This is a genomic window from Sphingomonas sp. SphC10 (genome assembly GCF_057004845.1).
On record NZ_CM168044.1, the window covers coordinates 878,290 to 903,613 of the forward strand.

General features: G+C 63.7%; 20 protein-coding genes. 6 read left to right on the forward strand and 14 right to left on the reverse strand.

The features are described from left to right. The first annotated feature begins 59 nt into the window (after positions 1 to 59). Both ACWKSV_RS03945 and ACWKSV_RS03950 read left to right on the forward strand, forming a co-directional pair. The gene (locus tag ACWKSV_RS03945) at positions 60 to 2,576 is read left to right on the forward strand and encodes a TonB-dependent receptor (RefSeq protein WP_076716011.1); all 2,517 of its coding nucleotides are present in this window, start codon (positions 60 to 62) and stop codon (positions 2,574 to 2,576) included. Positions 2,577 to 2,590: 14 nt separating this feature from the next. Beyond that, on the forward strand, positions 2,591 to 3,667 hold the full coding sequence (locus tag ACWKSV_RS03950) for a YdcF family protein (RefSeq protein WP_216637063.1): 1,077 nt from the start codon (positions 2,591 to 2,593) through the stop codon (positions 3,665 to 3,667). Between the two features lie 237 nt (positions 3,668 to 3,904). Here the strand turns inward: ACWKSV_RS03950 and ACWKSV_RS03955 are convergent, their stop codons facing one another. From ACWKSV_RS03955 to ACWKSV_RS03990, 8 genes are all read right to left on the reverse strand, one after another. Then, on the reverse strand, positions 3,905 to 5,476 hold the full coding sequence (locus ACWKSV_RS03955; RefSeq protein WP_483666899.1) for a DUF4139 domain-containing protein: 1,572 nt from the start codon (positions 5,474 to 5,476) through the stop codon (positions 3,905 to 3,907). After that, the gene (locus ACWKSV_RS03960) at positions 5,476 to 6,867 is read right to left on the reverse strand and encodes a DUF4139 domain-containing protein (RefSeq protein WP_076716016.1); all 1,392 of its coding nucleotides are present in this window, start codon (positions 6,865 to 6,867) and stop codon (positions 5,476 to 5,478) included. Before ACWKSV_RS03960 ends, ACWKSV_RS03955 begins: the two co-directional genes overlap by 1 nt. Before the next feature lie 894 nt (positions 6,868 to 7,761). Continuing rightward, positions 7,762 to 8,244 (reverse strand): DUF421 domain-containing protein, encoded by a 483-nt coding sequence (locus ACWKSV_RS03965; protein WP_056435158.1) that lies wholly within the window; start codon positions 8,242 to 8,244, stop codon positions 7,762 to 7,764. Continuing rightward, on the reverse strand, positions 8,244 to 8,771 hold the full coding sequence (locus tag ACWKSV_RS03970) for a hypothetical protein (protein WP_076716019.1): 528 nt from the start codon (positions 8,769 to 8,771) through the stop codon (positions 8,244 to 8,246). The genes ACWKSV_RS03965 and ACWKSV_RS03970 overlap by 1 nt, the downstream gene beginning before the upstream one ends. A gap of 93 nt (positions 8,772 to 8,864) precedes the next feature. After that, positions 8,865 to 9,605 (reverse strand): phosphatase PAP2 family protein, encoded by a 741-nt coding sequence (locus tag ACWKSV_RS03975; protein WP_191864872.1) that lies wholly within the window; start codon positions 9,603 to 9,605, stop codon positions 8,865 to 8,867. Positions 9,606 to 10,201: 596 nt separating this feature from the next. Next, positions 10,202 to 11,599, reverse strand: a complete 1,398-nt coding sequence (gene chrA, locus ACWKSV_RS03980) for a chromate efflux transporter (RefSeq protein ID WP_076716024.1) — start codon at positions 11,597 to 11,599, stop codon at positions 10,202 to 10,204. Next, complete coding sequence (locus ACWKSV_RS03985; protein ID WP_076716026.1) at positions 11,596 to 12,420, reverse strand: chromate resistance protein ChrB domain-containing protein; 825 nt, start codon at positions 12,418 to 12,420, stop codon at positions 11,596 to 11,598. The genes chrA and ACWKSV_RS03985 overlap by 4 nt, the downstream gene beginning before the upstream one ends. 307 nt (positions 12,421 to 12,727) lie before the next feature. Beyond that, positions 12,728 to 14,623, reverse strand: a complete 1,896-nt coding sequence (locus ACWKSV_RS03990; protein ID WP_191864871.1) for a glycoside hydrolase family 1 protein — start codon at positions 14,621 to 14,623, stop codon at positions 12,728 to 12,730. Positions 14,624 to 14,894: 271 nt separating this feature from the next. Here ACWKSV_RS03990 and glf point away from each other — a divergent pair, with 271 nt between their 5' ends. Continuing rightward, a complete protein-coding gene (gene glf, locus ACWKSV_RS03995; protein ID WP_076716031.1) occupies positions 14,895 to 17,132 on the forward strand; it encodes a UDP-galactopyranose mutase in 2,238 nt (745 codons plus the stop codon). Beyond that, entirely contained in the window at positions 17,129 to 17,491 is a 363-nt protein-coding gene (locus tag ACWKSV_RS04000) for a hypothetical protein (protein ID WP_076716034.1), read from the forward strand. Before glf ends, ACWKSV_RS04000 begins: the two co-directional genes overlap by 4 nt. A gap of 74 nt (positions 17,492 to 17,565) precedes the next feature. Here ACWKSV_RS04000 and ACWKSV_RS04005 read toward each other — a convergent pair whose 3' ends face one another. The 3 genes from ACWKSV_RS04005 to ACWKSV_RS04015 form a co-directional block, all read right to left on the reverse strand. Continuing rightward, entirely contained in the window at positions 17,566 to 18,120 is a 555-nt protein-coding gene (locus ACWKSV_RS04005) for a response regulator (RefSeq protein WP_237243341.1), read from the reverse strand. A gap of 60 nt (positions 18,121 to 18,180) precedes the next feature. Next, positions 18,181 to 20,451: a GAF domain-containing protein gene (locus ACWKSV_RS04010; protein WP_076716036.1), complete on the reverse strand. Its 2,271-nt coding sequence runs from the start codon at positions 20,449 to 20,451 to the stop codon at positions 18,181 to 18,183. A 224-nt stretch (positions 20,452 to 20,675) separates the two neighbouring features. Beyond that, on the reverse strand, positions 20,676 to 21,572 hold the full coding sequence (locus ACWKSV_RS04015) for an AraC family transcriptional regulator (protein WP_076716039.1): 897 nt from the start codon (positions 21,570 to 21,572) through the stop codon (positions 20,676 to 20,678). A 148-nt stretch (positions 21,573 to 21,720) separates the two neighbouring features. Between ACWKSV_RS04015 and ACWKSV_RS04020 the strand changes: the two genes are divergently transcribed. Together ACWKSV_RS04020 and ACWKSV_RS04025 are read left to right on the forward strand one after the other, a co-directional pair. Beyond that, positions 21,721 to 22,446: an SDR family oxidoreductase gene (locus ACWKSV_RS04020; RefSeq protein ID WP_076716040.1), complete on the forward strand. Its 726-nt coding sequence runs from the start codon at positions 21,721 to 21,723 to the stop codon at positions 22,444 to 22,446. 391 nt (positions 22,447 to 22,837) lie between these two features. Further along, a complete protein-coding gene (locus tag ACWKSV_RS04025; protein WP_076716043.1) occupies positions 22,838 to 23,308 on the forward strand; it encodes a J domain-containing protein in 471 nt (156 codons plus the stop codon). A gap of 140 nt (positions 23,309 to 23,448) precedes the next feature. Here ACWKSV_RS04025 and ACWKSV_RS04030 read toward each other — a convergent pair whose 3' ends face one another. The 3 genes from ACWKSV_RS04030 to ACWKSV_RS04040 form a co-directional block, all read right to left on the reverse strand. After that, positions 23,449 to 23,634, reverse strand: coding sequence for a helix-hairpin-helix domain-containing protein (locus ACWKSV_RS04030; protein WP_076716046.1), 186 nt, complete (start codon positions 23,632 to 23,634; stop codon positions 23,449 to 23,451). 196 nt (positions 23,635 to 23,830) lie between these two features. Next, a complete protein-coding gene (locus tag ACWKSV_RS04035) occupies positions 23,831 to 24,778 on the reverse strand; it encodes an SMP-30/gluconolactonase/LRE family protein (RefSeq protein ID WP_191864870.1) in 948 nt (315 codons plus the stop codon). Then, positions 24,775 to 25,260 (reverse strand): cupin domain-containing protein, encoded by a 486-nt coding sequence (locus tag ACWKSV_RS04040; protein ID WP_076716048.1) that lies wholly within the window; start codon positions 25,258 to 25,260, stop codon positions 24,775 to 24,777. Before ACWKSV_RS04040 ends, ACWKSV_RS04035 begins: the two co-directional genes overlap by 4 nt. Positions 25,261 to 25,324 lie beyond the last annotated feature (64 nt).

Below are 25,324 nucleotides of genomic sequence, written 5' to 3' on the forward strand. Positions count from 1 at the left end.
ACAAATCTGTCGTGAACGGGCGGCATGGGAGCCGCCAATTAATCCGAACAGGGGAAATCATGATCTTTGCCAAATCCGCGCTGCTGCGCGCGACCGCGCTGGGTGCGGCACTCGTTGCCGCCCCGCAAATGGCCGACGCACAGACGGCCAACGAGGCGGCGGGCGACGCCGTGCAGGCGGATTCGGCACCGTCGGAGGTAACCGGCGAGGATGTCATCGTTACCGGATCGGCCCGACGGCAGCGTCGTTTCGACGTGTCCTACGCGGTGAACTCGTTGGGGCAGGACGATGTGAAGCGGCTGGCGCCGCTAAATTTCGCCGATCTTCTGGGCAAACTGCCCGGCATTCAGGTCGAGGCGACCGGTGGCGAGGTGCAGAACGTCACCCGCGTGCGCGGTATCCCGACCGATGACGGCTATGCCGTGTTCCAGCAGGACGGCCTGCCGCTGTTCCACGACATCAACGGCAACTTCTTTCGCGGCGACAGCCTCAATCGCTATGACCTGATGACGGAGCGGGTCGAAGTGGTTCGCGGCGGTCCCGCGCCGATCTTCGCCAGCCAGGCTGCGGCAATCGTCAACTCGATCACAGCGACCGGCACCGCAACGACGCGCGGTAAGGTGCAGGTGACGCTGGGGACCACCGACCTTTATCGCCTGGATGCGATGCAGGCGGGGCCGCTCGGCGAGCGGACCTTTTATGCAGTCGGCGGCTATCTGCGACAGGATGGGGGGCAGCGGGACAATGGTTTCCCCAATGATCGCGGGGGTCAGATCCGCGCCAACATCAAGCGCGACCTGGACAATGGTACGCTGAAGATCAGCGTCAATTATCTGAACGATCACAACACCTTCTATCTGCCGATCCCGGTCGCCGATCCGCGCAACCCTTCGGTGTCGCTCAATCCGTATATCGACTTCTTCCACGGCACGCTAAATTCGCCTGCCTTTCGTGGGGTGACGTTGAAGTACCGTGACTCTGCCGGTGTGGTGCGCAGCGAGACCCGCGATCTGGCCGATGGGCGCCACATGGAATATGGCAATCTCGGGCTGCAATATGACGCCGAGTTCGGTGGCTGGCAGTTCTCGGCCAAGGCCGGGTACACCCAGGGCAAGCTGCGGTTCGATGCGCTGTATTCGACGTCGAACCCGGTCGACGCCAACAGCTTCGCCAATAGCTTCCGGACTGCCGCCACGGCCGCCTTCGGCGCCGTCGCCCGGCTGGGTTATACGCTGTCGGGCACCAACGGCGCGACGGCCTATGATCCCTATGCGGCATCGGGATTGGTCGTGCAGGGCCAATATCGCGGCGTCGATTCCCGATTCTATTCGGGGCAGGGCGATGTCAGCGTTACGCGCAAGTTCGAGACCGGGTTCGGCAGCCATGATCTACGTCTGGGCGGCTATGCCTCCGCCTATGGGCTGACCAACAAGGCGATCTATCAGGACTATCTGATGGAGGTCCGCGGCCAGCCCCGCACGCTCGACCTCGTCGCCTATTCGGCGACCGGGGCGGTGCTGGGCTCCGTCACGGACAAGGGCGTGCTGCGATACGGCACGACACTGAACCAGGGTGACGTCGATTCCACGGTGTACGCCGTCTATGCGAACGATACGTGGGAGGTGGCATCCGGCCTGCGGATCGACGGCGGCATTCGCCATGAGTGGTACAATATCAACGGCTATGGCCTGACATCCACCTCGGTCAACCTGGGCGATGCGACGACGCTCGCCGACAACAGCGTGCGCAGCTTCGATGGCGGCCGCCAGACCCGTAAGGACAGTCCGGTCGCGACCAACTGGACGGTCGGCGTCAACTACGACGTCAGCACCCATTTCGGCGGCTATCTCCGCGCATCGCATCTGGAGGTGCCGCCCCAGTCTTCGAGCTATTACAATATCAATCCCGTTCTGGTGAAGACTCAGGCCGATCAGTACGAAGCCGGGCTGAAGGCGTCGTTCGGCCGCAACTACTTGTACATGACCGGCTTCTATACGAAGTTCGACCCATTCAACGCGTCGTTCGTGGCATTCAATCCGACGACCGGTCGCAACGATCAGGCGGTGCCTTTCATCGGGCAGGCCGAGGTGAAGGGCGTCGAGGTCGACGGCACGCTGGCACCGGTGCCATGGTTCTTCGTATCGGGCTCGTTCACCTATCAGGAGCCGAAGTACCGGAACCTCCAGAACAGCTCGGGTGCCGATCCCTCGGCGGTCAACGGCAAGCAGATCATCCGCGAACCCAAGGTCTTCGGGAATATCCGCCCGACCTTCGCCTTCGATGCCGGTGGGGACCAGGTTGAGGTCTATGGCCGCTACGAGTTCGTCGGGCGTCGCTATGTCGACCTGTTCAACAATACCGGTCTACCCGCCTACAACACCTTCGGTCTGGGTGCGACCCTGACCCATGGTGGGTTCCAGTTCCAGGTCGTCGGCGACAACATCTTCAACAATAAAGGCCTGACCGAGGGTAATCCGCGGACCGATCAGCTTGACGGACAGACGTCGCGCGATGCGATCTATGGCCGCCCGATCTTTGGCCGCAGCGTGCGGTTCGTCGTCAGCAAGGCTTGGTAAGACCGATGCGACGGATGGCGGCGACGACGCTGGCGATCGCGATTGCCATGTGGTCGCCCGCCTATTCCCAGCCAGTCATACGCGACGGCCAACTGACCACGATGGCGCAGCGCCTGTTTCCGGCGCTGCATGGGCCGCTGGCAGGGGAGGCGCGTGACCGTCGCGTCGCGGCGTGCGCCGGGGCGTCTGCGTGCGTCGTGGAGGCGGCGATCCTGCGCGACGACGAGCGGGAGGCCTTGGCCGCCCGCTCGCCTGACGGCGGTGACGATGTGCGACGGCAGGTCGACGGGCTGAACGAGATCCTGCGGGTGTATGGGGTCGGCAAATTGCCGCGCTATCCGCTGATCGACGGGTCCGACTCGCCCTTCGGTAGCGATGCCTTTGCAGCCAAGGTTGCCGACGCGGTGGTAATGGCCATGGCGCAGCGCAGCGATCCGGCGCTAGGTGGCGATATCAGCCTGTCGCTCGCCCTCGCACTGCTCGACGTCAATGACAAGAATGCGGCGGTCGCATTCGAACCGCTCGATCAGCGATACAATGCCGCGGCGTTCAAGCGCGCGCGAACGACGAATTGGGGACGGTACCGCTATAGCGCGATCTTGGTACTGGGCGTCGGGCCGGATGATCTGGAGACGCCGCTTAGCGCCAAGGGGAAGGTCAACGTTCGTGTCGCAGCCGAGCAATTTGCTGCAGCCATCGCACCCTTCCTGATCGTCAGTGGCAGCGCGGTGCATCCGCGCGACACACCGCATGTCGAGGCATTGGAGATGCGCCGCGCTCTGATCGAGCGCTTTGGCATTCCGGCCGATGCGATCTTAGTAGAGCCCTATGCCCGGCATACGACGACGAACCTTCGCAACGCCACGCGCCGGTTGGTTGCGATGGGGGCCCCGTTTGACCGGGACATGCTCGTGGTCAGCAATGCGTCCCATATCGACGCGGTCGCCAGCCCGGCCTTTGTCGAACGCAACCGCCGCGAACTCGGCTATCAGCCCGCCATTGCTGATGGCCGGATCGCCCCCACCGCTATCGCAATGAAACCGTTGCGCGAATCGTTGCGCGTCGATCCCGCAGACCCCCTGGATCCCTGAACGGGGGGGGGGGGGGGGCGGCGCCAGCTACGGTCAAACGGATTGTGCACCTTTTGCTCATCCGCAACGTAAATTCGCGAAGAAGGCCCATCCGGTCCGGGCAAGACTTATGAACGGATGTTCGGAGTTGGGGGGGAGAAAGTGGCTCTGAATGACTGCTTGTGGGTCTTTTGTAACGTCTACCCAGCAGCGGCACCGGAGGTGAACCAGCGACAAACTCGTGTCCTGTATGACGACCTAATAGCGGTAGCGCAGCTCAGCTTGGCCGCCCGGCGGAAGCGTTGGCGACCAAGTGACGACTCCCTCAATACGGTCAACATCCTGGGCTTCCGCTTCGATCTGCTGCCCCGCGACTCCAATCGGCACGTCGAGCGTTACCGCAAACGGGTTAGCGTTATTCACCGTCAGCATCGCCTCGTGGGAACCCAGAGCGGCGCGGGTCACCCGCAACGGGTCGTGCGGAGCTACCTTCACTTGCGTCACCGTCACCTGGCTGCTCACACCGGCCGCGAGGCGGAAAATCTCACCGACGGTGCGATCCGTGATCGCCCCCAGTCCGAGCAAGAGCCGTTCGCCCCCCCGCTGAGCGTAAAGCGCGGTGCTACCAGCGGGCAGCGGCACGCCTAAGCCCTCCGTCTTTTCGTTCTTCAGCATCAGTATAATCGCGGTCGATGCGGCGTCGATCTGCTGTCCTGGATAAACCGATAGGCGATACCGCCGCTCGAAGGGCACCGATCCTTGCGCCAGCAGCGCCACCTGCTTCTGCGCGCGTGCCGCGACAGTGGTCGGCATCGGGATCCGGTAGAGCTTCAGGTCGCCAAGGTTCTCCGGCGGCGGCGGCGGCGGCGGCGGCGGCGGCGGAGGTGGTGGTGGCGGAGGCGGAGCAGGTGCCATCATGGGCACTGCCGTCACGACGATTTGATTGGCCGGCTCGATTGGCTCGGCCGGCTCGAACTTGCTCGCGCGCAAATCGGATGTGGTCGTTCCGAGCGGGTAGCAGACCAGCCGCAGTGCGCTTGCCTCCTGCGGGATCGCCGACACGGCAACCCGGTTAAGCCGACCGGCGACCGCCTGCACCTCAGCTTGGGGAAACCCCTGGTCATTGCCGTTGGCCAGCGTCATCCAGGCAAACAGGTCGAGCGCGCGGCCATTGGGGGCGAGTGTGGCCACATAGCTCGCCCGCCAGTCGAACCCGGAGGCGAGATAGGTCAGCCGAACCGTGACGGTCGCCGCTGCCGGGCTGGCGGTGGTAACGCTCAGCACCGGCTTGCTGGACAGCCCGGCCGGCACGCCGACATACCCCAGTTGCTCGGGCAGGCCCGAGCAGCGCAGCGCCTCAATGCCCGCGGCCGTCTGCACGATCACTCCAGGCCGTGGGCCGGCGACGATCGTCGCCTCCTCACTGACCGCCTGGCCGGTTGCCTTGTCGGTGCGGGTCAGCGTGATCCTTCGGCCAAGCGTGCCGTCAACTAACGACGCCGGCGAAAGCAGGCGCGCGTCACGGTTCTTCTCAATCGTGCCTCCGGGCAACCCGTCGATTATCGCGCTAACCGGCACAATTCCCTCTGCCACGCCCTCGAACCGCACTGTCACGGCCCCACGCGGCAGACGGATGCGTCGGGTCTCTGTCACAAGCGCGAACCCTTGCAGGAAGCGCAGGTTCATCGCGCCCCTGCCGTAGGGCGCACGATAGACGGTGAGCGAGACCCGGTCGGGCGTGGCGGAGGTGACTGTGACCGGCTGGGCGTGCAGCGGCGTCGCGACGACCGCCATGGCCAGTACGGCCGCCGCAAGCAGCCGACGCAGCATCAGTAGCGCGTGTCGAAGGTTGCGGTCACCACGGCACTGCCATTGGCCGGCACCGGCACTTGCCAGGCGTAGGTTCCGGCGTTGCGGCGTTCGCCCTTGGCGCTGTCCTCGACAACGCGCACGTCGCCCCAATCGAGACCGCCCTGTACCAGCTCGACCGTCGCAGGCCGCGACCGCGCGTTGGTCAGCTTGTAGCGCACCGCCGTCCGCCAACGACTGTCGCCCTGCTTCACGCGCGAGACCGTGGTCGGCTGGACCTTGACGTCGAACGCGTCGCCCGTGGGTAGCGCAATCGTCGAGCCCTGGGGCGTGTGCTCGATGCGATTCTCGCCGATGAACTGCGGCTGGCCGCGCGCATCACGGGCGTAAACCCTCACCACGCCAGCAGGCAGTGCATCGCCCATGCCCGCCGCGCCGGAGTTGCGGAAGCGCAGCACCGACTGAGCGCTGCGCGGTTCGTCCGAGCTACCGAGCCACGCGTTCTCGAACCGGTAGCCTGAGCTTGCCGCCACGCCCTTGGCGTCCAGAAAGCTGACCTGCTTGGTTTGCTTGTCGGCGATCGTGGTGCGTTCGGTCAGCGGATAGAGGTAGAAGTCGCCCAGCTGCTCGCGCGCGGCGCTCTCGGTGCCTGGCGCGATCCGCGTCACCCGCCGCTGCCGAGGCCTATAGTCGCCATTGTCGTCATCGGTGTTGCCGACCTCGCCCGCGACCAACAGCGTTTTGGCGTTCGAGAAGGTCGTGCCGCTGGTATTTTTGAGCGTCACCCAGCCCTGCATGTCCACCGTTCCATTTTTGTCGTCGAACAGCGCGACATAATCCGCGCTCCAGCCGAGTCCCCGGCTGAGGTAGGAGAGCGTCGCCGGTCGCGTGCCCACGCGGCTGCTGGCGAGCGTCACCGACAGCGTCGGGCGCGCCCTAAGCGCATTCGGTACCTTGTCGAAGACCACGCGGACAGGCAGCCCGTCATCGCGCAGCACCTCGACATGGCCGTTCACCTCGATGACCACGCCGCCGTTCACGGCCAGCACCTTGGCCCGGTCGCGGGTCTCGGCGCCTGTGGCGGGGTTGGTGCGGACCAGCGTGATCGTCTCGCCCACCGCCTTTTCCATCAAGCTCGACGGGCTGAGCAGGTCGTAGTCGAAGTTCTGCTCGACGATGGCGGCGTCGGGCACGACCAGCGACACGGTTTCCGGCCGGATCGCGGCACTGACGTCGGGGAAGTTCTGGCGCGCCTGACCTTTCCCCAGCGGCAGCTGGCGCACGTCCTGCACCAGTGCCACGTTGTTGTTGTAGATGGTCACCGACACGTCGCCTTGCGCACTGCCCGCGGTGGGTGCGTCGGCGGGCGGGGGAAGCTGCTGAGCGGCGGCCGCCTTCGATCCCAGTAGCATTGCCAGACAGCCGGCTCGCCAAAAGTGCTTACCCACATCACCCTCCTTTGATTGGCATGACAATGGCGCGGTCGGGTCGGAGAGGCAACGCGGCATTGTCAGGGCGCCTATCGGGACAGGCTCGCCTCGTCGCAGGCTGACGCTGCCCGTTTGAGGAGGGATGGAGACCGCGCGGCTTCACAACACGTCACGTAAAAAATTCTCAAGTAAACGCTGGTTTTCTCAACGAATGTAGAAGTCGCGAATAAGAAAACACGTCGCAGATGGCCGAAAGTGGGTGTGACGAAAGGGAAGGGCGGCCGCTTGAGTTCAATTTCGGCCATTCTACTTTCGCCGGAACTTGGGTGTGGTCGTGACACCATCTAGGCGATACGGCTCTAGGCTTCTGACCGATCCTTATCTGAAGATGTCTAAGCGTCGATACGTCTCGTCGCCCGCCTCGGGATCCCCCTTCGACAGCCTAGCGATCGATCTGGTTGGGCGATAGCGGGGCTGCCGGATCAGATACAGGCCGATCTGGATCTTGGTGCGGCTCATATGCGATCACCCATTGAGGGTAGCCATCCTGCGACATGGTGATGTCGGCATGCCCTACCGGGTCGTTGCCGGTCTCGATCCATCCCGCCCCGTGGCAATAATCGCAGATTGCGCGTTTGCACCGGAAGCTGACCAGATCGATCTCGGTGTTCCATTGCCCGTATCCCCGACAGATCGGGCATTTTGCATCCAGGGTCCCATTTCGCGGCTGAAGCGGGATGATGTCGAAAGCGTGGGGGCTGTTTGGTCCGTCGCAATAGACGACGTTGCTGGCATGGGCGATCGGTCTTCTCCTACACCCCGGCCGAACGAATTACTCGACTTGGGGTTGCCGCCGTCGTGACGGCGTGCATCGCGTTACGCAGTACCAGCGTCATCGTCGTCGGGCTTCACCTCACCACCGTCTTTGCGGATGAAGCTGATCTTACCCTGTGTCTCCAGGATAGCCCAGGCGACCTGATTCATGTGGGCGATGCCCGCTAGGCGCATCTCGGCTTCGACCTCTGCGCGCGTGATGCGGTCGCGGCGGAGATTCGCCTCGATCAGTTCGCCATCCCGAATGATGACCTGCGGCCGACCGTCCAGCAGCGTCTCCAGCTTAGGCGAAAGATAGGTCGCCCAGCTCATTACCAGCGCCCAGAAGGCGAACGTGGCGATCGCCAGGATCGAACCGGTAAGGCTGAAGTCGTTATGCGTAACGCCTTGCTGGACCAGGTCGCCCATCACCACGATGACCACCAATTCGAATGGCGTCAGCTGGCCGATCTCGCGTTTCCCCAGCAGCCGCAGCAACAGGTAGAGCGCCGCGAATGTGACGGAAGCCCGTAGGACGATGTCCATTATGGCAGGACCGGGATGGTGACATGGGCCCGGGTCAGGGGGGTGTCGTCATCCAGAAGCGTGACGTTTCCTGCTACGCGCCCAATTAGTGGCGGATTTGTCTGGCCGTCGATTTTGACCTCCAACGTCTCCCCCGCCTTCAAGGGGCCGTACTCAAAGCGATACTGCCCGCCCTTGAAGCTCTCGCTGGCGGGGGCTGGTACCTGGCTGTTAATAGTCAGATCGCGCCATAGGGACGCGTCCACCCCGATTACCGGCTTGGCAATGGCTTGTCGGGCGGTGACCCGGATACGGGTCTCGAAGAACAGGCCGCTGCGCAGCGGGCGGGCGATCTTCAGCTCCAATGAAGCGGCGGGAGCAGAGACAGACGTCACGGGCGCAGGTGTACCGCCGAGCAGTCCACTCGCCGCGACGGCCATAGCCGTGCCTAGCACGATGAACGCGAGCGGGCTGGCGTGCGCCCGCAGCCCTCGGACGGGTGCCACGTGGCGCTCCTCAATGCCGTCGGGCAGGTCGGTGTCACCCATCTGCGTCACCGAGCCAATTTGTTTGGTAGACGCGTAGACACGACATTATTTGGCTCGGTCCTCGGGGCCATCCCATCATGAAGCATAAGGGCCTCATGGGTGAGCCAATGCAATAAGCTCAGGTGAATAAGGTGCCGGTTGGGACGATCCCACGTCCTCGCCGTTTTGCTGGATGCGAGGCGACGACAGCGCCACTGCACGACGGATGACTGGCGTCGCATCGTCACCGCTGATGCCACGCTGCCGTTTTGCGAAGCCACGCTCGGCCCATTGAACCGCTGAATCGATCGCCGCATTGCTCACGCGTTCAGCGATCAGGCCAATGGCGATCCCAGCCAGGACATCGCCAGCATAATGCGTTCCGCGCGGCACCTGTACGATGGACACTGACAGTGCCGCACCACGGGCAACCACCGCATGGTCTAGATATGCTCGAGCGATCGCCTCGCCGACTGCGACGGCACCGGCGCTGTGCCCAGATGGGAACGAATTCTCCTCGTGGCGGTCGCTATCACCTTGACGCACCCGAGGATCGTCACCGTCTTTCGGGCGCCTGCGGTTGATCACGGCTTTGATCCTGCTCTTGCCCCAGGTGGCAAGCGTGTGTGCCGCCAGCATCTTGAAGCCGGCCCTGGCAAGGTACGCATCCCGTTGGGCGAGACCAACCGCGATCGTGGCGGCGCAAATCACCCGCATCTGTGGCTGATCACCGATCTCACTGGCGGCACCGATTAGCCGCACTGGCCAGCTATCGCGCTCATCATTCACCTGTGAGGTGATTTTATGGTCGGCCTGTTCGACAGCGGTAGGTTTGCGTTCTCCATCCATGGCCATTCAACAGATGGATCGATCCTTTGGCTCCGTCAGGTGATGTAGGAATGTACTGTTCTATTGAATGCCTTCGCCTATTCGGCCTGCTGCCCATGAACTTGTACAATATGCCTATCCCCCTGCCAATCGTCACTCCGTCTCGGCCCGGAATCCCTTATTCCATGATGGTAAGAGGTTTTCGCTCGCGAGCGTTGGGTTCTTGCTGCGGTGGACGTTCAAGTTGCATCGCCCGAGCGACGGTTTTTCCCCAGTTTTCGCCGTTCAAGCGGAGACGCGTGGCCAGCATCTACCAATGAACAAGCGTCTTAAGTTGGGGCGCTGCCAATCGTCTGCGAATGTCGGATTCTGAGTCAGTCGTGACGGAAGGGGCAGGGCGGCCGCATCCGCCCGAACCCGGACGCTCCGGCGGGCAATCTGGCTCCCGAAAGCAGCCATTCGTTCGGCGCGATCAACGGCCCGGATCGAACGGCAGAGGCCGGGGCGTGAACGCGGGCGGCGGCTTGACGAGGCTTTGCGCAACGGCAGGCCTGCTCGGCAAGGCGGCACCCGTCGCGATACCGAGGCACAGCTCCTTGCGCCGATCGAGGGTTCTCTAGGCGTCATCGGATTGCCCCGGCGCCATAAAGCGCGAGACCCGCAGCCGACGTCGCCAGCAAGGTTGTGATGACCCCCGCCCGCGTCATGAAGATCGCATAGGCGGCCCCGAGCGACAGGGCGAGAGCGGCCGGATCGATGCTGGTCAGGACCGGGGCGTCGAAGCGGAACGGCCCTGCCGCGATCATCATGGTTTCGCGAAACAGCGTGTGCAGTGCGAACCACAGCGCGAGGTTGAGGACGACGCCCACGACCGCTGCGGTGATGGCAGAGAGCGCGCCGGCGACTGCCGCGTTGCCACGAAGCCGCTCGATGAAGGGCGCGCCGAGGAAGATCCACAGGAAGCACGGCACGAACGTCACCCAGGTTGCAAGGAGGCCGCCGAGCGTACCGGCCACGAGCGGCGACAGCCCGCCTGGATCGCGATAGGCGCCGAGGAAGCCGACGAATTGCAGGACTATGATGAGCGGCCCAGGCGTCGTCTCCGCCATGCCGAGGCCGTCCAGCATCTCCTTCGGCCCAAGCCAGCCATAATTCTCGACCGCCTGCTGTGCGACATAGGCCAGGACAGCATAGGCACCCCCGAACGTCACCATCGCCATCGTCGAGAAGAAGGTCGCGATGCGACTGAAGACATCATCGGGACCGAGCGCGATCAGCAGCGCCGCGACCGGCAGCAGCCAGAGCGCCAGCCAGATTAGTGCCGTGCGCATCGTCTTTGCCCAGGTCGGCCGCGCATGGGCTGGCAGCTCCTCGCCGAGCAGCGTGTCTGCATCGGCCACGACCGCGCCATTGGACGCGCCGTGGCCTCCACCCCTGAAGGCCGTGCTACCCTGCCGGGCGGACCACCATCCGATAAGGCCCGCGCCCAGCACGATCAGCGGGAACGGCGCCCCGACGGAGAAGATCAGCACGAAAGCCGATGCGGCGAGCGCCCTTGCCGGGGTGGACTTGAGCGCGCGTCCGCCGATCCGAACCACCGCCTGAAGGACGATAGCCAGCACGGCGCACTTGAGGCCAAAAAACAGCGCGGAGACGATGCCGACACGACCATAGAGGACATAGACCCAGCTCAGCGCCATGATCGCGACCGCGCCGGGAATAACGAACAGCACGCCGGCGACGATGCCGCCCTTCGTGCGGTGCATCAGCCAGCCGATATAGGTCGCGAGCTGCTGCGCCTCTGGCCCGGGCAGCAACATGCAGTAGTTGAGGGCGTGCAGGAACCGCTGCTCACCGATCCAGCGTTTCTCGTCGACGAGGATGCGGTGCATCAGTGCGATCTGTCCGGCCGGACCGCCGAATGAGAGCATCGCGATGCGCAGCCAGACCCAGAAGGCCTGGCCGAGTGTGACCGGCTCCGGGCGTGCCGGGATTGCGGCCTCCGCCATCACCGCCGTCATGCCGGCACCTTGCCGCGCGTCGGCTGATGCGAGGACCAGTTGTGCTTCTCGCCCTGCGCGTCGCGGCACCAGCGATAGAGCGCGTCGTATACCGCCATGCCGGCTTCGAGCTGGGCGTGATCGTCACTGTAGATGCGCGACAGGCCAAGCGAGATGGCGAGCAGTCCGGCAGCCTCAGGTACTAGATCGAGCCGATCGGTATCGGCGCCCCGCACGATGGCGGCCAACCGAACCAGCGGTTTGTGCGTTTCCAGCCCGAACGCCTCGACCATCACGTCGAAGGTGCAGCGCTCGCCGCGATGGCTCCAGAACACGCCTTCGTCCGCGACGTCGAACGGTTCGGCCCGCTGCTGAGTCGCGACGGTCAGCACCTCGCCGGGCGCGACGAACAGGAAGCGAGCCTCCGGATCGACGAAGCGCCGGATCAGCCAAGGACAGGCGATACGATCGACCTTGGGCCGCGCGCGTGTAACCCACCAGGTTCGGCCATCCTCATGCCGTGGCGGCAGATGGCCGAGCGAAACGGTCGGTAGGGCGCTTGCGGTCCATGCGGCGAACCCGCCTTCCAGCACTTCGGCTGCCACCCCTTCGCTGCGCAGCATCGCCGCTGCGGAAGCTGCCGCACCACCACCATCTGCGTCGATGATGACGGCGGCCGATCCGGCACCATAACCCCATTGGATCGGATCGGAGTGGTCAGGGAACAGCGATCCCGGAATAGCTTTTTCCGGAGTATCGCGCAGGTCGATGATATGGGGGGCGCCGACCGATGCGACGAGGCGGGCGAGCTTATCCGGTGTGATGGTGTTTGGAGCAGGCATGATGCGTCCCTTGCGTGGTCGTGCTGGACGCGATGCTCTAGCTGACGCCTCGTGGGGAGATCGCAATCCCCATGCACTCAATCAGCCATGCGAATGAGATGTTGTCAACCGACGATGGAGCCTCCGACAAACCCGGGGCGGTACACTGCCTCTTTTTATCAATGGCCGGGTCCGGTCGGCACCTGGCTACAAGGTGGCATGGTCACGCCGCTTTCTCGCCAATTGACACGCAGCCACGGCCCGTCTTTCGCGCGTTCTTCGACCCACCGCCGGATGGCACGCTGCGCGTCTGGGGGCGGACATTCCCTCAGGTCCGAACAGCATCGCCAAAAGCCGTCGTAATGGCAGCCCGTCGCCCGCGTTTAGCTATGGAAGCGGCGACCTCGGGGGAAGTCGTTTCGGAGCAGTCTTTGGTGTGGCTGCTCCCTACCAGCGATCGGACGGGATCATGCAATCCATGCTGGCCATCGATCAGCAGGTCCAGCGCTTGGTCCATCAGCGGAGGATTGGATCGGCAGTCCGCAAATCCGCCTTCCTGTTCCCAGGGAATAAGCAGGGCGCCGGGGGGGATCGGCGGTCGAGCGTCATCCTGCACGGGCGGGGAGACGTCATTCGGGGCGAGACAGGCTTGCCCGGCGATGAGGTGAAGGCTCGCGACCTTTTTGTTCAGGCAGACGTGCGCAACCCTGATCGCATCGGCCATATTCCGGGCGTCGAGGTTAGCCAAGGCCCATGGCCGGACATTATCCAGCATTGCGGACATATCGCGCTGATGCTCCCCGTCGTGCGTCTCGCATGGGGCCACATAATGAGCGATGCCTCTTTTCCGGCACTGTTCCGACCACGCCTGGGCCAGCACGTTATCCCGACTCCAGATCAGGAGAACCGGAACCGAGTGCGCTTCGCTCAATGGCGGTGTTTTGATCGGATAGGGGATAGCGGGATAGACAAGCCGATCCGGACGCCGCCACCACCCCGGGGCATGAGCGACCGGATGGCGTTCGGCGGCCGTCGGCAGCCCCTTCCATAAGGACGCCAGGGCGGTCGGACGGGGCACACCATCGGATATGTCGAATACCCCCGCTTCATAGGTACCGGGACGGGTCAGCAGGGTATCCCATCCCTGCGAGCCCAGCAGCGACCACGCTGTGACCGCCCTGATGTCGACGCCTTGCTGGCGAAGCGTCACGCATCCGTCCCACGCCTCCGCTGCCCAGCGCAGCTGCTCCTCGCGGGTGCAGCCATTATGCACTTCCGTTACCGCGATGGGCGTGCCGTAACGGTCCCAGGCTTCGCGAAGGGCTCCGGCCAGTCCGGGGGGCGGGGGATCAAGCACGCGTATCGCCTCGACATCGGCATAGGCGCGGCGCGCATTGCCGCCATGGGTGTGCGGCGGATAGCGTTGCAACCGATGGTCGAGAAAACGGTCGCTGGTCAGATAATGGTTCACGCCGACGATGTCGGGCGGGCTGGGATCATCGGCGATGCGCCGCAGCCGGTCCGAAAACCCGAAGCTCGCCATCCGCGCCCATAGCGGGTGATGGGGCGTGACACGCCCGAACAACAGGTCCCATCCGGCCCAGCGGCGTAAGTTATCGAACGCCGCCTGTTCGCCCAGGACGAGGGTCGCATAGGTCCGCCCCAAGTCATCGGTCTGGATCAGCCTCGCTGCCGGATTGATCCGACGGATGGCCCGCATCGCGGCCCTGGTGCCGTCGATCTGATTGAGCAGCGCCAGCCAGAAGGCGCCTTCGTCCCGTGCATGGGGATACCAATGGCCATAGAGCGCGGAGAACCGCGCCGTGGTCAGCGGTTCGTTGACCGGGGTCCAGTCGCCGATCCAGGAATAACGCTCGGCGACCTGTCGCGCATAGTCGCCCAGCCTAGCGGCGAACCCATCGTCGAGCAGATGGGTATGGGACGGGCCGCTGCCATGATGGACCAGGCCTGCAATGGGCCGAATACCCAGCTTGCGCAGTCGTCCCAGCCGTTCGTCGCTCCATGACCAATCGGGTGTCGGTCCGTCCGCCATCACGCGTTCCCACAAGACGGGGTAGCGGATCGCGCGCAGACCCAGTCCGGCGAATAGGTCGAGATCGGTCATACGGTCCTGATGGCCGCTCAGGCGGACCTGATCGCGATAGCCTGTGGCAGTGCGATTGACGGTGCATTCCACGCCACCCCAAAGTTCCAGGCTGTCCATCCCAGTCTCCCTTCGGCCCAACGGATCGGCGTTGGCGGCGTTCCGGGAAACTGACTGATTTGCATTTATATACAGTAGGTTATCCGGAACATGGCGGAGCGGCGGGATGTTTCTGTTTTGTAACAGAGACCTAGAAGGAGCTTCCGTGACCGCCCAGCTGTCGAGCGCCGCCCATGGCTCCAATAGCCTTTACCACCGTCGTCCGCGATCGACGCTGATCTGCTTTAGTCATCTTCGCTGGGCTTTCGTGTTTCAACGGCCACAGCATCTGATGACCCGCTTTGCCGCGACGCAGGATGTGTTGTTCTGGGAGGAGCCCGAATATCGGCCTGGCCCATCCGAACTACACCGGCGGACATGCCCGGAAAGCGGCGTGGTGGTGCTGACCCCGCAGCTGGACGAGGCCTTGCGAGGTCGGGAGGACGAGGTGCTGGCGGCCTTGCTCGACACCGAGCTGGAGGGTGTGACCGGCCCGGTTGTTCGCTGGTATTACACACCGATGATGCTGCCCTTTTCGGACCATGTTCCGGCGGCGTGTATCGTCTATGACTGCATGGACGAGCTGTCCGCCTTCAAGGGCGCGCCGCCACAGCTGCTGGAGCGGGAACAGCAGCTGATCGCGCGGGCCGATCTGGTCTTCACCGGCGGGACCAGCCTGTACGAGGCGAAGCGTAGCCGCCATTCCAACGTCCACGCCTTTCCCTCGAGCATCGATGTCGCGCATTTCGGCCGGGCGCGCTCGGGGGGCGAGGAACCGGCCGACCAGGCCTCGCTGCCGCATCCCCGGCTTGGTTTCGCCGGGGTCGTCGACGAGCGGATGGACCTGACACTGCTGGCGGCGCTGGCCGACGCCCATCCCCAATGGTCGCTGGTCATCATCGGCCCCGTCGTGAAGATCGACGAAGCCGATCTGCCACGCCGCGCCAATATCCATTATCTCGGCGGGCGGCCTTATTCGGCGCTGCCGGATTATATGGCGGGGTGGGACGTCGCCCTGATGCCCTTCGCGATCAACGAGGCGACGCGCTTCATCAGCCCGACCAAGACGCCGGAATATCTGGCGGCGGGGTGCCCGGTCGTCTCGACGCCGATCACCGATGTCGTTCGCCATTATGGTGCTCTGGCGGGCGTGGCCATCGCCGATACGCCCGCCGCCTTCGTGGCCGCGTGCGAAGCGGCGATGACCTTGCGGGCCGCTGGAAATGAGTGGCGCGACGCGGCGGATGCGCAGCTTTCACGCGGATCTTGGAGCAGCACGGCGCTGGAGATGACCGCGCTGATCGAGGCGGAGATCGCGGGCCGCAACCGGCACGAACCCGTCGTGTCGCCCGTCACCTGGCCGCCGCTGCAGGACCGCTATGACGTGATGGTCGTCGGCGCGGGGTTCGCCGGGGCGGTAATGGCGGAGCGGCTGGCGTCCGATGCAGGCAAACGCGTGCTGGTGGTCGACCGGCGGTCACATATCGCGGGCAATGCCTATGACCATTACGATGCCGCGGGCATCCTGGTCCATCGCTATGGTCCGCACATTTTTCACACCAATTCGGACGACGTGTTCGACTATCTGTCGCGCTTCACCGATTGGCGACCCTATGAGCATCGCGTGCTGGCCGATATCGACGGCACGCTGGTGCCGATGCCGATCAATCGCACGACGCTGAACACGCTATATGGTCTGGACCTTTCGAGCGATGCGGAGGTCGAGGCGTTTCTGGCGTCCCGCGCCGAGCCCATTGATCCGATCCGCACATCGGCGGATGTGGTGATATCGAAGGTCGGGCGCGAACTCTACGAGACCTTCTTTCAGGGCTATACCCGCAAGCAATGGGGCATGGACCCGTCGGAGCTCGACAAGTCAGTCACCGCGCGGGTGCCGACCCGGACCTGTACCGACGATCGCTATTTCGGCGACCGTCATCAGACGATGCCCGCGCAAGGCTTCACCCGCATGTTCGAGGCGATGCTCAGCCATCCCAATATCGACCTGCTGCTGGGGGTCGACTATGCCGATGTTCGTGATGCCTATCCCCACGACCATCTGGTCTTCACCGGGCCGATCGACGAATATTTCGGCTATCGTTACGGCCGCTTGCCTTATCGCTCGCTTCGGTTCGAACATCGGACGCTGAACGAGGAACGGCATCAGCCCGTTGCCGTCGTCAACTATCCCGACGAGGCCGTCCCCTATACGCGGATTACCGAATACAAGCATCTGACCGGCCAGATCGCGCCGCAGACCAGCGTGACCTATGAATATCCCAGCGCGACGGGCGATCCCTATTACCCGATCCCGCGCGACGAGAACCAGGCATTGTACAAACGCTATGAGGCGCTGGCCCTGGCCGAGCAGCATGTCAGTTTCGTCGGGCGGCTGGCGACCTATCGTTACTACAACATGGACCAAGTCGTCGGGCAGGCGCTGGCAACCTATCGCCGGTTGAAGCCGATGCTTCGGGGAGCGGAGATAACGGGTTTGGCCGCCCTGGCGGGAGGACGCAGCGCCGCATGACCCACAGGGAAGGGGGCGGGGCGGCCAGGCCGGTCCTCCTGCTGGCGGCCCAGATCAACTTCGCCGTCGATTATGTCGCGAGCGTGCTGAAGGAACGACATATTCCGGTGATCGGCCCCTTGGACGAGCTGTCGCAGGGGCTCCGGGTTCTGTTGACGGAGGATCTCCGGGGCGCGGTCATCATGGGAGCCTTTCGAGCGGAGGATCGCGAGCGGCTGGCCGGAATTCTGGCGCGCCATGCACTGCCCTATCTGACGGTCAGGAGCGACGTGCAGGCCGAACAGGACGAAGATGGCGCCGCGCTGTTCCCACCATTTGGCGCCTTTCAGGTGGCGGACTGGATCGCGGCGCTGGCGTGATCGGCACGACAAGGCCGATGGATGTTGCGAATATCCTGACGGGTTTGACGGACGACGGAGCGTGAACGGTCCGGCTAGAGCAGGGCAACGGCTTTCACGATATTGCCGAGGGGAACTGGCTTTTGCAGTCGGACGACCTCAGCAAGGTCAGCCGGGACCGCATCTCGATCGTATCCCGTCAGGAAGATGAACGGTACGCCGCGTTCCTTGAGCGTATGTGCGATCTCAAAGCGTGGTCCGCCGCCGCCGAGGTTGAGGTCCAGAACGGCATGGGTCGGCGTTGCCGTCTTCAGCAGATCGAGCGTCGCTTCTTCGTTCGGGCAGGGACCAAGCACCGTCGCGCCAGCGCCGCGCAGCGCAGCAGCGGTGTCTCCCGCGATGTAATAGTCGTCCTCGACGACGAGCACATTGCAGCCCGTCAGATTCGGCGCTCCGGTCATATCCAGCGTTCCTCCAAATACAGCCGTTGGTGTCGGAGCGTCCGTCTCCAGGATGCTTTCACCTTCTTTCAGCGGAAATTCCAGGCGGCAGCATGCACCGCCCGGCTCGATGCCGAGTCGGCCCGTCCCGCCGAGTTCGTAAGGTATTCTGCCTTCGATCAGGTCGCTGCCGAACCCGCGCCTGGTCACTGGCCCGCGAGCGGGAGCACCAGCCTCGGCCCAGTCGATCGCCAGCCACGTGCGGCCGCGCTACTCAAACGGCGCCCATTCCACCCGCAAGCGGCCTTCTGGCACGGAAAGCGCACCATATTTGAAAGCATTAGTCGACAGCTCGTGGAGCGCGAGCGTCAGCACCTCGACCGCCTTGGGCGACAGCTGCACATCCGGTCCGACCAGTTCATACTGGCCGCCGCCGCTCGCCTGGGCGCTGACTTCGCTTTCGACGATATCCCGCAAAGAGCCGCCGGTGTTTACCTGCCGGGTGAGCAGCGCCTGCACGCGGGCGAGTGCGAGAAGTCGTCCTTCGAGCAGGTTTCCATATTCGTTCACGTCCGCCGCGCCGTCGGCTGACCGTCGCGTCATGGAGCGGATCATCGCCATGATGTTCCGCACCCTGTGCTGAAGCTCGAGCAGAAGCACGCCCTGATGATCCACGGCGAGTTTGGCCTCGGTAACGTCCTCGGCAATCCCGCCGATCCGCTGGAACTGGCCCGTGGCGTCCTCCAGTGGGAAATCGGTGTTCCTGATCCATCGAAAGGCGCCGTCGGAGGACCGCTTGATGCGGAATTCGTGGACGACCGTCTGCCCCGTGCGCGCCGCCTCCAAACAGGCAACAGCTTCGTCGCGATCATCGGGGACCACCATGACTGCCCAGCGCTTCACATCCCCCAGCAGTGCATCGGGTTGGACGCCATAGATCGCGGCGATGGCAGGGCTGGCGAATTCCATGTCCAGGCTGTTCGCTTCTCGAATCCAGAGACCGGCTGCAGACGCGTCGGCGAATTGTCGGAACCGCTCCTCGCTGTTGCGAAGAGCGCCTTCACCGCGCACGCGCTCAGCGGCCTCCCATGCGCGTTCGGCGGCTTCCTCAACCAAGGCGATCTCGGCGGACGTCCAGCGGCGTGGAACCTTGCTCGTGACGCCCAGCGCAAAGATCGGAGCACCGTCACGGCGCAAGGGCCGCGACAGAAGCGCGGCCACACCCATCGATTTCAGCGCATTCTTATCCGCTTCAGATAGGGTCGGGTCGTTGGCGGTGTCGTCGTAAACTAGAGTTTTCTCGAAAGTCTGGCGGCCTGCTTCGGGAAAGTCGGTAAAGCGAAGCGTGGCCGGTAGCGGCGCCATGTCGGGCGCGCGGACCTCACAGAGGACATTGGTCAAGTCGGCCGTCGGGTTGTGCCTCGTCGCATAGCACCTGTCGACGAGCAGTTCCTCGGCAAGCAGTTGAACAGCGCGCTTGATGAGTGCCTGTTCGTCCGACTCCGACCGTATCGCGTCGGTGAAACGCAGCAAGAAGGCCTGGCGCTGTTCGCTCTGCCGCAGGACTATCTCGACACGCTTGCGGTCCGTGATGTCACTATAGAGCACCGCAAAGCGATCGCCGCCGCGCGGGAATACGTTTATGCGCAGCCATCGATCGACATGCTCGAAATAATGTTCCTCGAGTACCGACTGGCCGCTGTCGACCACCTGAGCGTAAGTTTCCACATACCAGGGATCACGCCCGGGAAACGCCTCTGTGGCACGCCGGCCACGAAGCGTCTCCGGAGCCATGCCGGTGTGGTGCACGATCGAGGGGTTCAGATCGATGTAGCGAAAATCCACTGGATGGCCCGCATCGTCCCGTACAAGTTCGCAAACGGCAAACCCTTCGTCCATTTCCTCGAACAGTGTCCGAAACTTCTGCTCGCTTTCGCGCAGTGCCGATCGCTCGACCGCGGCTTCGTCGAGGGCGGAGGTGATTTGGAACGCGGCCGCGGCGAACCGCGCGAGGCTCTGCAAGATGCGCGCATCTTCTGCATCGAACCGTCCGTCTGGGGTATGCTTGATGGCCCAGAGGGTGCCGACTGCCTTGCCCTCTGCGTGCCAGGGCGTGAGAAGATTCTCATAGATACGTGGCTCGACACCCCGGAGGGTCGGAAAGAACCGCTCGGCCTTGTCGAACAGCAGTACGCAGTTGCGTTCCATCACCGTTCCGCAGGGGCTCGCCTCGGCGGGCATCGTCCCATGAAGATTCGGCGCAAACGCGCCCGCGGCGGCGCACCAGCGGAGGACTCCGCCTGCTCCATCAGGCTCTAATATGCTGATGCCCGCCGAGTCGGCATGGCACAGTTCCATGACGAGTTCGGCACACTTCTGCAGCACCCCGCGTGGGTGAGCCGCCATCTCCTGGGCCAAGAGCCCCAGCGCTCCGTTCTCGCGTTCGTAGTCTGGCGGCCGGGAGGGCCGGTTCGCCAGTTCGGCCGTGATCAGGACGTCATCGACCTTTGGGACGGGGCCGGGATTGGCAGTGCTCGTCATTCTAGTCTCATAGAGCACCATCGAACCTTGGCTGCTCCAAAGATCAAGAACCTAAGTGAGGAAAAGGGCATTTCTCTACAATCGCTTAAACTATGCTAGGCCGGCCGGGGGGGCTCTTGTCGGCCTGCCTGTCCGTGCCGCCGCAAGCCGCCAGGCTCTGATGTCTCCCATCTAATCGAACCGACCCCAATAGTTCGCAGCACCGGTCGCGACCCTCGCCATCGTCACAGCGCCACGGCCGCTGCTGGTGCAGCGTGGAGCCGTTCGATGTCGGCACGTGGAGGCGCACCGAATAGTCGCCTATACTCTCGGCTGAATTGTGATGGGCTCTCATAGCCGACGGCAAAGCCTGCCGTGCTCGCCGTGGCACCCTCCGTCAGCATCAGGCGTCTGGCCTCCTGCAATCGCAGCTGCTTCTGATATTCCAGCGGCGTCATGCGGGTGATCGCCTTGAAGTGTGCGTGGAGCGAGGAGGCGCTCATCCCGGCCTCGGCTGCGACGTCGGCGATGCGGATTGGTGCATCGAAACGCCGGCGGATGGCGGCGATCGCGCGGCTCACCTGATTGAGATGGCTGCCAGCGGTTGCGACGTGACGAAGCATCGGGCCGTGCGGTCCGGTGAGCAGGCGATAGAGGATCTCGCGCTCGATCAGCGGTGCCAGCGCGCGGATCGTGTCGGGTCGGTCGAGCAGTCCGATCAGCCGGCATGCCGCGTCGATCAGGTCGGGATCGCCGGGGTAGACGCCGAGCACCGACAGATCCGTACGGGCCACCCCGCCGCCCTCGCTCGCCATGAGATCGGCCAGCATCGCGGCATCGAGATCGATCTTGCAGCAGAGATAGGGTCGCTCGGGACTCGCATCGAGCACATGACCGACCAGCGGCAAATCGACCGAGACCAAAAGGTAATGAGCCGCATCATAGACCACGCTGTGCTCGCCGATCGACACCCGTTTCGACCCCTGGGCTATTATGCAAAGGGACGCCTCGTAGACGGCAGGCGTGGGGGTGCTCGGTGCGTCGGCCCGGATCAGCGACACACGCGGCATCGCCGTGCTGCAAATGCCTGTACCCACGACGTGTCGATCGATGAGGGTGGAGAGTTCGGCGATCCGGTTCATGCCGACGATCCTTCCCCACTCGTGCGTCGTGGGCAAGCGCCCGGCTTGAATTCTGGAGGATCGTGCAAGCCATTCGGGCGATCGCTCTACCGCCCGACATGGCCGATGGCCCATCTGCGTTCCGTCACCACAACGGAAAGGCTGCATCATGGCAGGAAATATTGACAAGGTCGTCCTCATCACCGGCGCGTCGAGCGGGATCGGTGAGGCAACGGCGCGCGAACTGGCTGCGACCGGCGCCCGGCTGTTCATCGGCGCGCGTCGCGGAGAGCGCCTGAAGGCACTGGCGGAGGAACTGGGCGAGACCGTCGCCTGGCGCGAACTCGACGTTACCGACGGCGCCGATTTCGACGCGTTCGTCGAGGCTGCTGAAGCACGCTTTGGTCGCGTCGACGTGCTGGTCAACAATGCGGGCGTGATGCCGCTCTCGCCGCTCGCTGCGCTCAAGCGCGACGAGTGGAAGCGGATGGTCGACGTCAACATCCACGGCGTCCTCAACGGCATCGCCGCCGTGTTGCCCAGGTTCGTAGCGCAAAAGAGCGGCCATATCGTCAACGTCGCCTCGGTCGCCGCGCACATGGTGATGCCGACCGCCGCGGTTTATTGCGCCACCAAACATGCCGTACGCGCGATTACCGAGGGGCTGCGGCAGGAGCATGACGAGGTTCGCTCGACGTTGATCTCGCCGGGCGTGGTCGCCACCGAACTTGGCCATGACATCACCGATCCTGAGATTGCGGCGGCACTGACTGGATGGCGGAAGAAGTCGCTGACGCCGGACGCGATCGCGCGAGCCGTTCGTTATGCCATTGAGCAGCCGGAGGGTGTCGACATCAATGAGGTAATCGTACGCCCGACCGCAGCGGACATGTAAGTGCTTGGGCGTGCCGGTGCCGTAACTGGCACGCCCAACCGACGGGTTCGTCCCCATGGACCAAGTATCGGACGGCTAGGAGCGGATCGGCAACGACCGGGGTCGGGTCTATGAGACCTCCCTTCGTTCGTCGAAGAGAGTGCGTTGCGTAATTCTGTGGGGGCAGGCCGATGCCGATCACCCATTCTGGTACAAGACGGGCATATCGGCGTGTGTTCCAGGTTGCTGAGGCGATTGTCGTTTTGTCGAAACACCAAAGTTGCGTATGGATGTAGTAGCCATCTGACGGTTGGTGCCAAAAACTGCACTTCGCATCGCCGAGAGGGCCCGATTGCGATCGCCCGCCAAATGGACGTTCGTTTTTTGCGTTATAGGGACAGGTGACAACCGTATGGCTCTATCACCCGATTATTACGCCGTTCTCGGGGTGCCCTCGACGGCCAGTCGCGACGCGATTCACTCCGCGTGGAAGGCACTGCTTCGTCAGTATCACCCCGATGCCAATCATGGAGTGGACGTTTCTTCTCGCGCCAAGGAAATCAACGAGGCGTATGCCGTTTTAGGCAAGAAGGAAGCGCGGGCAGCCTATGATCGTTTGCAGTCCAGGCCGTCCGTCCATCAGGCCGCCGCGGATCGCCCGCTTCACCCAAGGAAAGCGGGCAGGCGGCCTATGCGACCTAACCCGTCAATGCAGCCCAGCGGTAGCTTCTCGCAGCCGCTAAATACCAACGACTGGCTGATCGGCCTGCTACTGCTGATCCTTACCGCCGCACCATTGGGTACAATCCTGGTTCTATGTTACGAGGAGTCCGGATCAACCTCTACCGTCCGACATGGCGTGACCGTTCACCGCGTTCCTTAGCTTGCCGCCAAAGCCGTCTACAAGTTGTCGGGCACTGAGCGCGAACGTCGACAGCCTGGCTCCTGAAAAGTGGCCGAAGTCGAGCAGCGGAAAAAGGATCACGAATGTTTGATCCTGAGTCCTCGCGGCATTGAACAATGTCATTCAACCGAGACGGCTGCCTCGGCCCCGTTCCACTTGCCTGCGAGGCCCGGCACCTCCTCGAGTTGGCGCACCTTGCTAAAGCTGCCACGCTCATCCCGATATCTCACGATCTCGAAACCATGCCCCTTCAACTGGGGCACCGCATCCAGTTCCGCTGCGGTCGCGCTGTTCAGGTCGATCATGAACGTCTCCTATAGATCGATATGAACGAACGGTGCTGGATGGTGTGCCATCGATTGCCAGATGGGCGTTTGTTTGTCGGATCGGGGGGCCGCGGCTATGCCGACGTGATGTTATCCCTATCCGGGTATTACAATCTCGGGCCGCGTATCCCTTCGGAATGCCGCCCTGCCGGACAATCGGTGCAACCGACGGTGGCTATGCCAGATTCAGCATCCAAAGGTGTACGCCGCCAGTCACAAATAGGCGCTCTTGACGCACGTCGAACGCGCAATTGCTGCATGTTTCAGGGGTCGGTACGGTAGCGAGATGCGTGCCTGCCGCGTCGAACAGCTCGACCCCCTTTGCCGAACTGCTCCATAGCCAGCCGCGTCGGTCGACGGTGAAGCCATCGGGTATTCCTTCGGCCACCGTCGCGAACTGGCGTCGGTTCGACAGCGTGACCCCGTCCCAGTCGAATGCATAGATGGCGACGTCGCCTTCGCCATGCTCGGGCGTCTGCGAGGCGTAAAATGTCCGCTGATCGGGCGAGAAGGCGAGGCCGTTGGGCTGCGCCATGTCGGCCATCCGCTGCACCGTGCCGTCATTGCCGATCCGACAGATCGCGGTGCGCCCGCTTTCCGAACGGCCGGGCACGCCTTGTTTGGGATTTTCCAGTCCGAAGGTCGGGTCGCTGAACCAGATCGCCCCATCCGGGGCGACGATCAGGTCGTTGGGCGCGTTGAGGCGGCTGCCCTCCGCTGCCCATGCGATAGGGGTTGCAACGCCTTTACCGTCGGACCGGCTGATGGCGCGACGGCCATGTTCGCAGTGCACCAGCGCACCATCCGGCAGTACGGCATTGCCGTTGATGAACGGCGTCGCGTCGAGCAACACGTCGACTGCACCGTTCTCGCGCCAGCCCAACACACGGCGGCCGACAATGTCGCTCCATACCAGAGTCCGTTCGCGCGGCCACCAGGTCGGCCCCTCGCTCCAGCTCGCCCGATCGTACAGCGTGACGAGCCGGGCGTCACTGAGCACCGCATTCGCATCGTCATGGTGGATCGCAGGGGGTGCCACCTCGGCCGCCTCGGGCGGTCCGGGCTGACGCAACCGGGCAGGGATCAGCAGCGGGGCGAGCGGCGTCGCCTGTGCGTCCGTCATGCCCCGAACGGATCGCGTGTCTGCGCGGCGGGTGACGTAGCGAACTGGATCATGATCTGGAAACAGGGCTCGTCGCCGATCTGGCCCGATCGATGCCCCTTGCCATCGGTCGTGTCCTGGTCCTGGCCGAAATGGATGTCGCCCGGCCCCATTTCCACGCGATTTCCGTCCATCGTCTCGATGAACCAGCGACCGCGCAACGGAATCACCCATTGCGGCTTGGGACTTTCATGCCAGTCCCCGACCCAGCCCACCGGCAAAATCGCGAAGTTGATCGCGCTCACTTCGCCGGGGAACGGCCGCATCCATTGCGGGTCAGCTCCGCCGCCCACGCTTTTCTGACCAAAGCCGGTCATGTGCGACAGGTCGATCCGGCTGCCGCCATCCGCCCCGGTCCACATATGGAGGAAGGGTAGCACCGGCGACTGCTCGGCATCGGTGCCGTCATTGTCGAGCGTCACCCCGGTCGGCAGATCGGTCATCCTCGTTTCCTCCACCCTGACGACCCGGCAGGATCGCACAGCGATGACCCAACGGCGTAGGGGC

What these genes read in the sequence shown, in the direction of transcription:
- ACWKSV_RS03945 (WP_076716011.1), top strand. Translation starts at nt 60, where the DNA reads ATGATCTTTGCCAAATCCGCGCTGCTGCGCGCGACCGCGCTGGGTGCG.
- ACWKSV_RS03950 (WP_216637063.1), top strand. Translation starts at nt 2,591, where the DNA reads ATGGCGGCGACGACGCTGGCGATCGCGATTGCCATGTGGTCGCCCGCC.
- ACWKSV_RS03955 (WP_483666899.1), bottom strand. Translation starts at nt 5,476, where the DNA reads ATGCTGCGTCGGCTGCTTGCGGCGGCCGTACTGGCCATGGCGGTCGTC.
- ACWKSV_RS03960 (WP_076716016.1), bottom strand. Translation starts at nt 6,867, where the DNA reads ATGCTACTGGGATCGAAGGCGGCCGCCGCTCAGCAGCTTCCCCCGCCC.
- ACWKSV_RS03965 (WP_056435158.1), bottom strand. Translation starts at nt 8,244, where the DNA reads ATGGACATCGTCCTACGGGCTTCCGTCACATTCGCGGCGCTCTACCTG.
- ACWKSV_RS03970 (WP_076716019.1), bottom strand. Translation starts at nt 8,771, where the DNA reads ATGGGTGACACCGACCTGCCCGACGGCATTGAGGAGCGCCACGTGGCA.
- ACWKSV_RS03975 (WP_191864872.1), bottom strand. Translation starts at nt 9,605, where the DNA reads ATGGCCATGGATGGAGAACGCAAACCTACCGCTGTCGAACAGGCCGAC.
- chrA (WP_076716024.1), bottom strand. Translation starts at nt 11,599, where the DNA reads ATGACGGCGGTGATGGCGGAGGCCGCAATCCCGGCACGCCCGGAGCCG.
- ACWKSV_RS03985 (WP_076716026.1), bottom strand. Translation starts at nt 12,420, where the DNA reads ATGCCTGCTCCAAACACCATCACACCGGATAAGCTCGCCCGCCTCGTC.
- ACWKSV_RS03990 (WP_191864871.1), bottom strand. Translation starts at nt 14,623, where the DNA reads ATGGACAGCCTGGAACTTTGGGGTGGCGTGGAATGCACCGTCAATCGC.
- glf (WP_076716031.1), top strand. Translation starts at nt 14,895, where the DNA reads ATGACCCGCTTTGCCGCGACGCAGGATGTGTTGTTCTGGGAGGAGCCC.
- ACWKSV_RS04000 (WP_076716034.1), top strand. Translation starts at nt 17,129, where the DNA reads ATGACCCACAGGGAAGGGGGCGGGGCGGCCAGGCCGGTCCTCCTGCTG.
- ACWKSV_RS04010 (WP_076716036.1), bottom strand. Translation starts at nt 20,451, where the DNA reads ATGACGAGCACTGCCAATCCCGGCCCCGTCCCAAAGGTCGATGACGTC.
- ACWKSV_RS04015 (WP_076716039.1), bottom strand. Translation starts at nt 21,572, where the DNA reads ATGAACCGGATCGCCGAACTCTCCACCCTCATCGATCGACACGTCGTG.
- ACWKSV_RS04020 (WP_076716040.1), top strand. Translation starts at nt 21,721, where the DNA reads ATGGCAGGAAATATTGACAAGGTCGTCCTCATCACCGGCGCGTCGAGC.
- ACWKSV_RS04025 (WP_076716043.1), top strand. Translation starts at nt 22,838, where the DNA reads ATGGCTCTATCACCCGATTATTACGCCGTTCTCGGGGTGCCCTCGACG.
- ACWKSV_RS04030 (WP_076716046.1), bottom strand. Translation starts at nt 23,634, where the DNA reads ATGATCGACCTGAACAGCGCGACCGCAGCGGAACTGGATGCGGTGCCC.
- ACWKSV_RS04035 (WP_191864870.1), bottom strand. Translation starts at nt 24,778, where the DNA reads ATGACGGACGCACAGGCGACGCCGCTCGCCCCGCTGCTGATCCCTGCC.
- ACWKSV_RS04040 (WP_076716048.1), bottom strand. Translation starts at nt 25,260, where the DNA reads ATGACCGATCTGCCGACCGGGGTGACGCTCGACAATGACGGCACCGAT.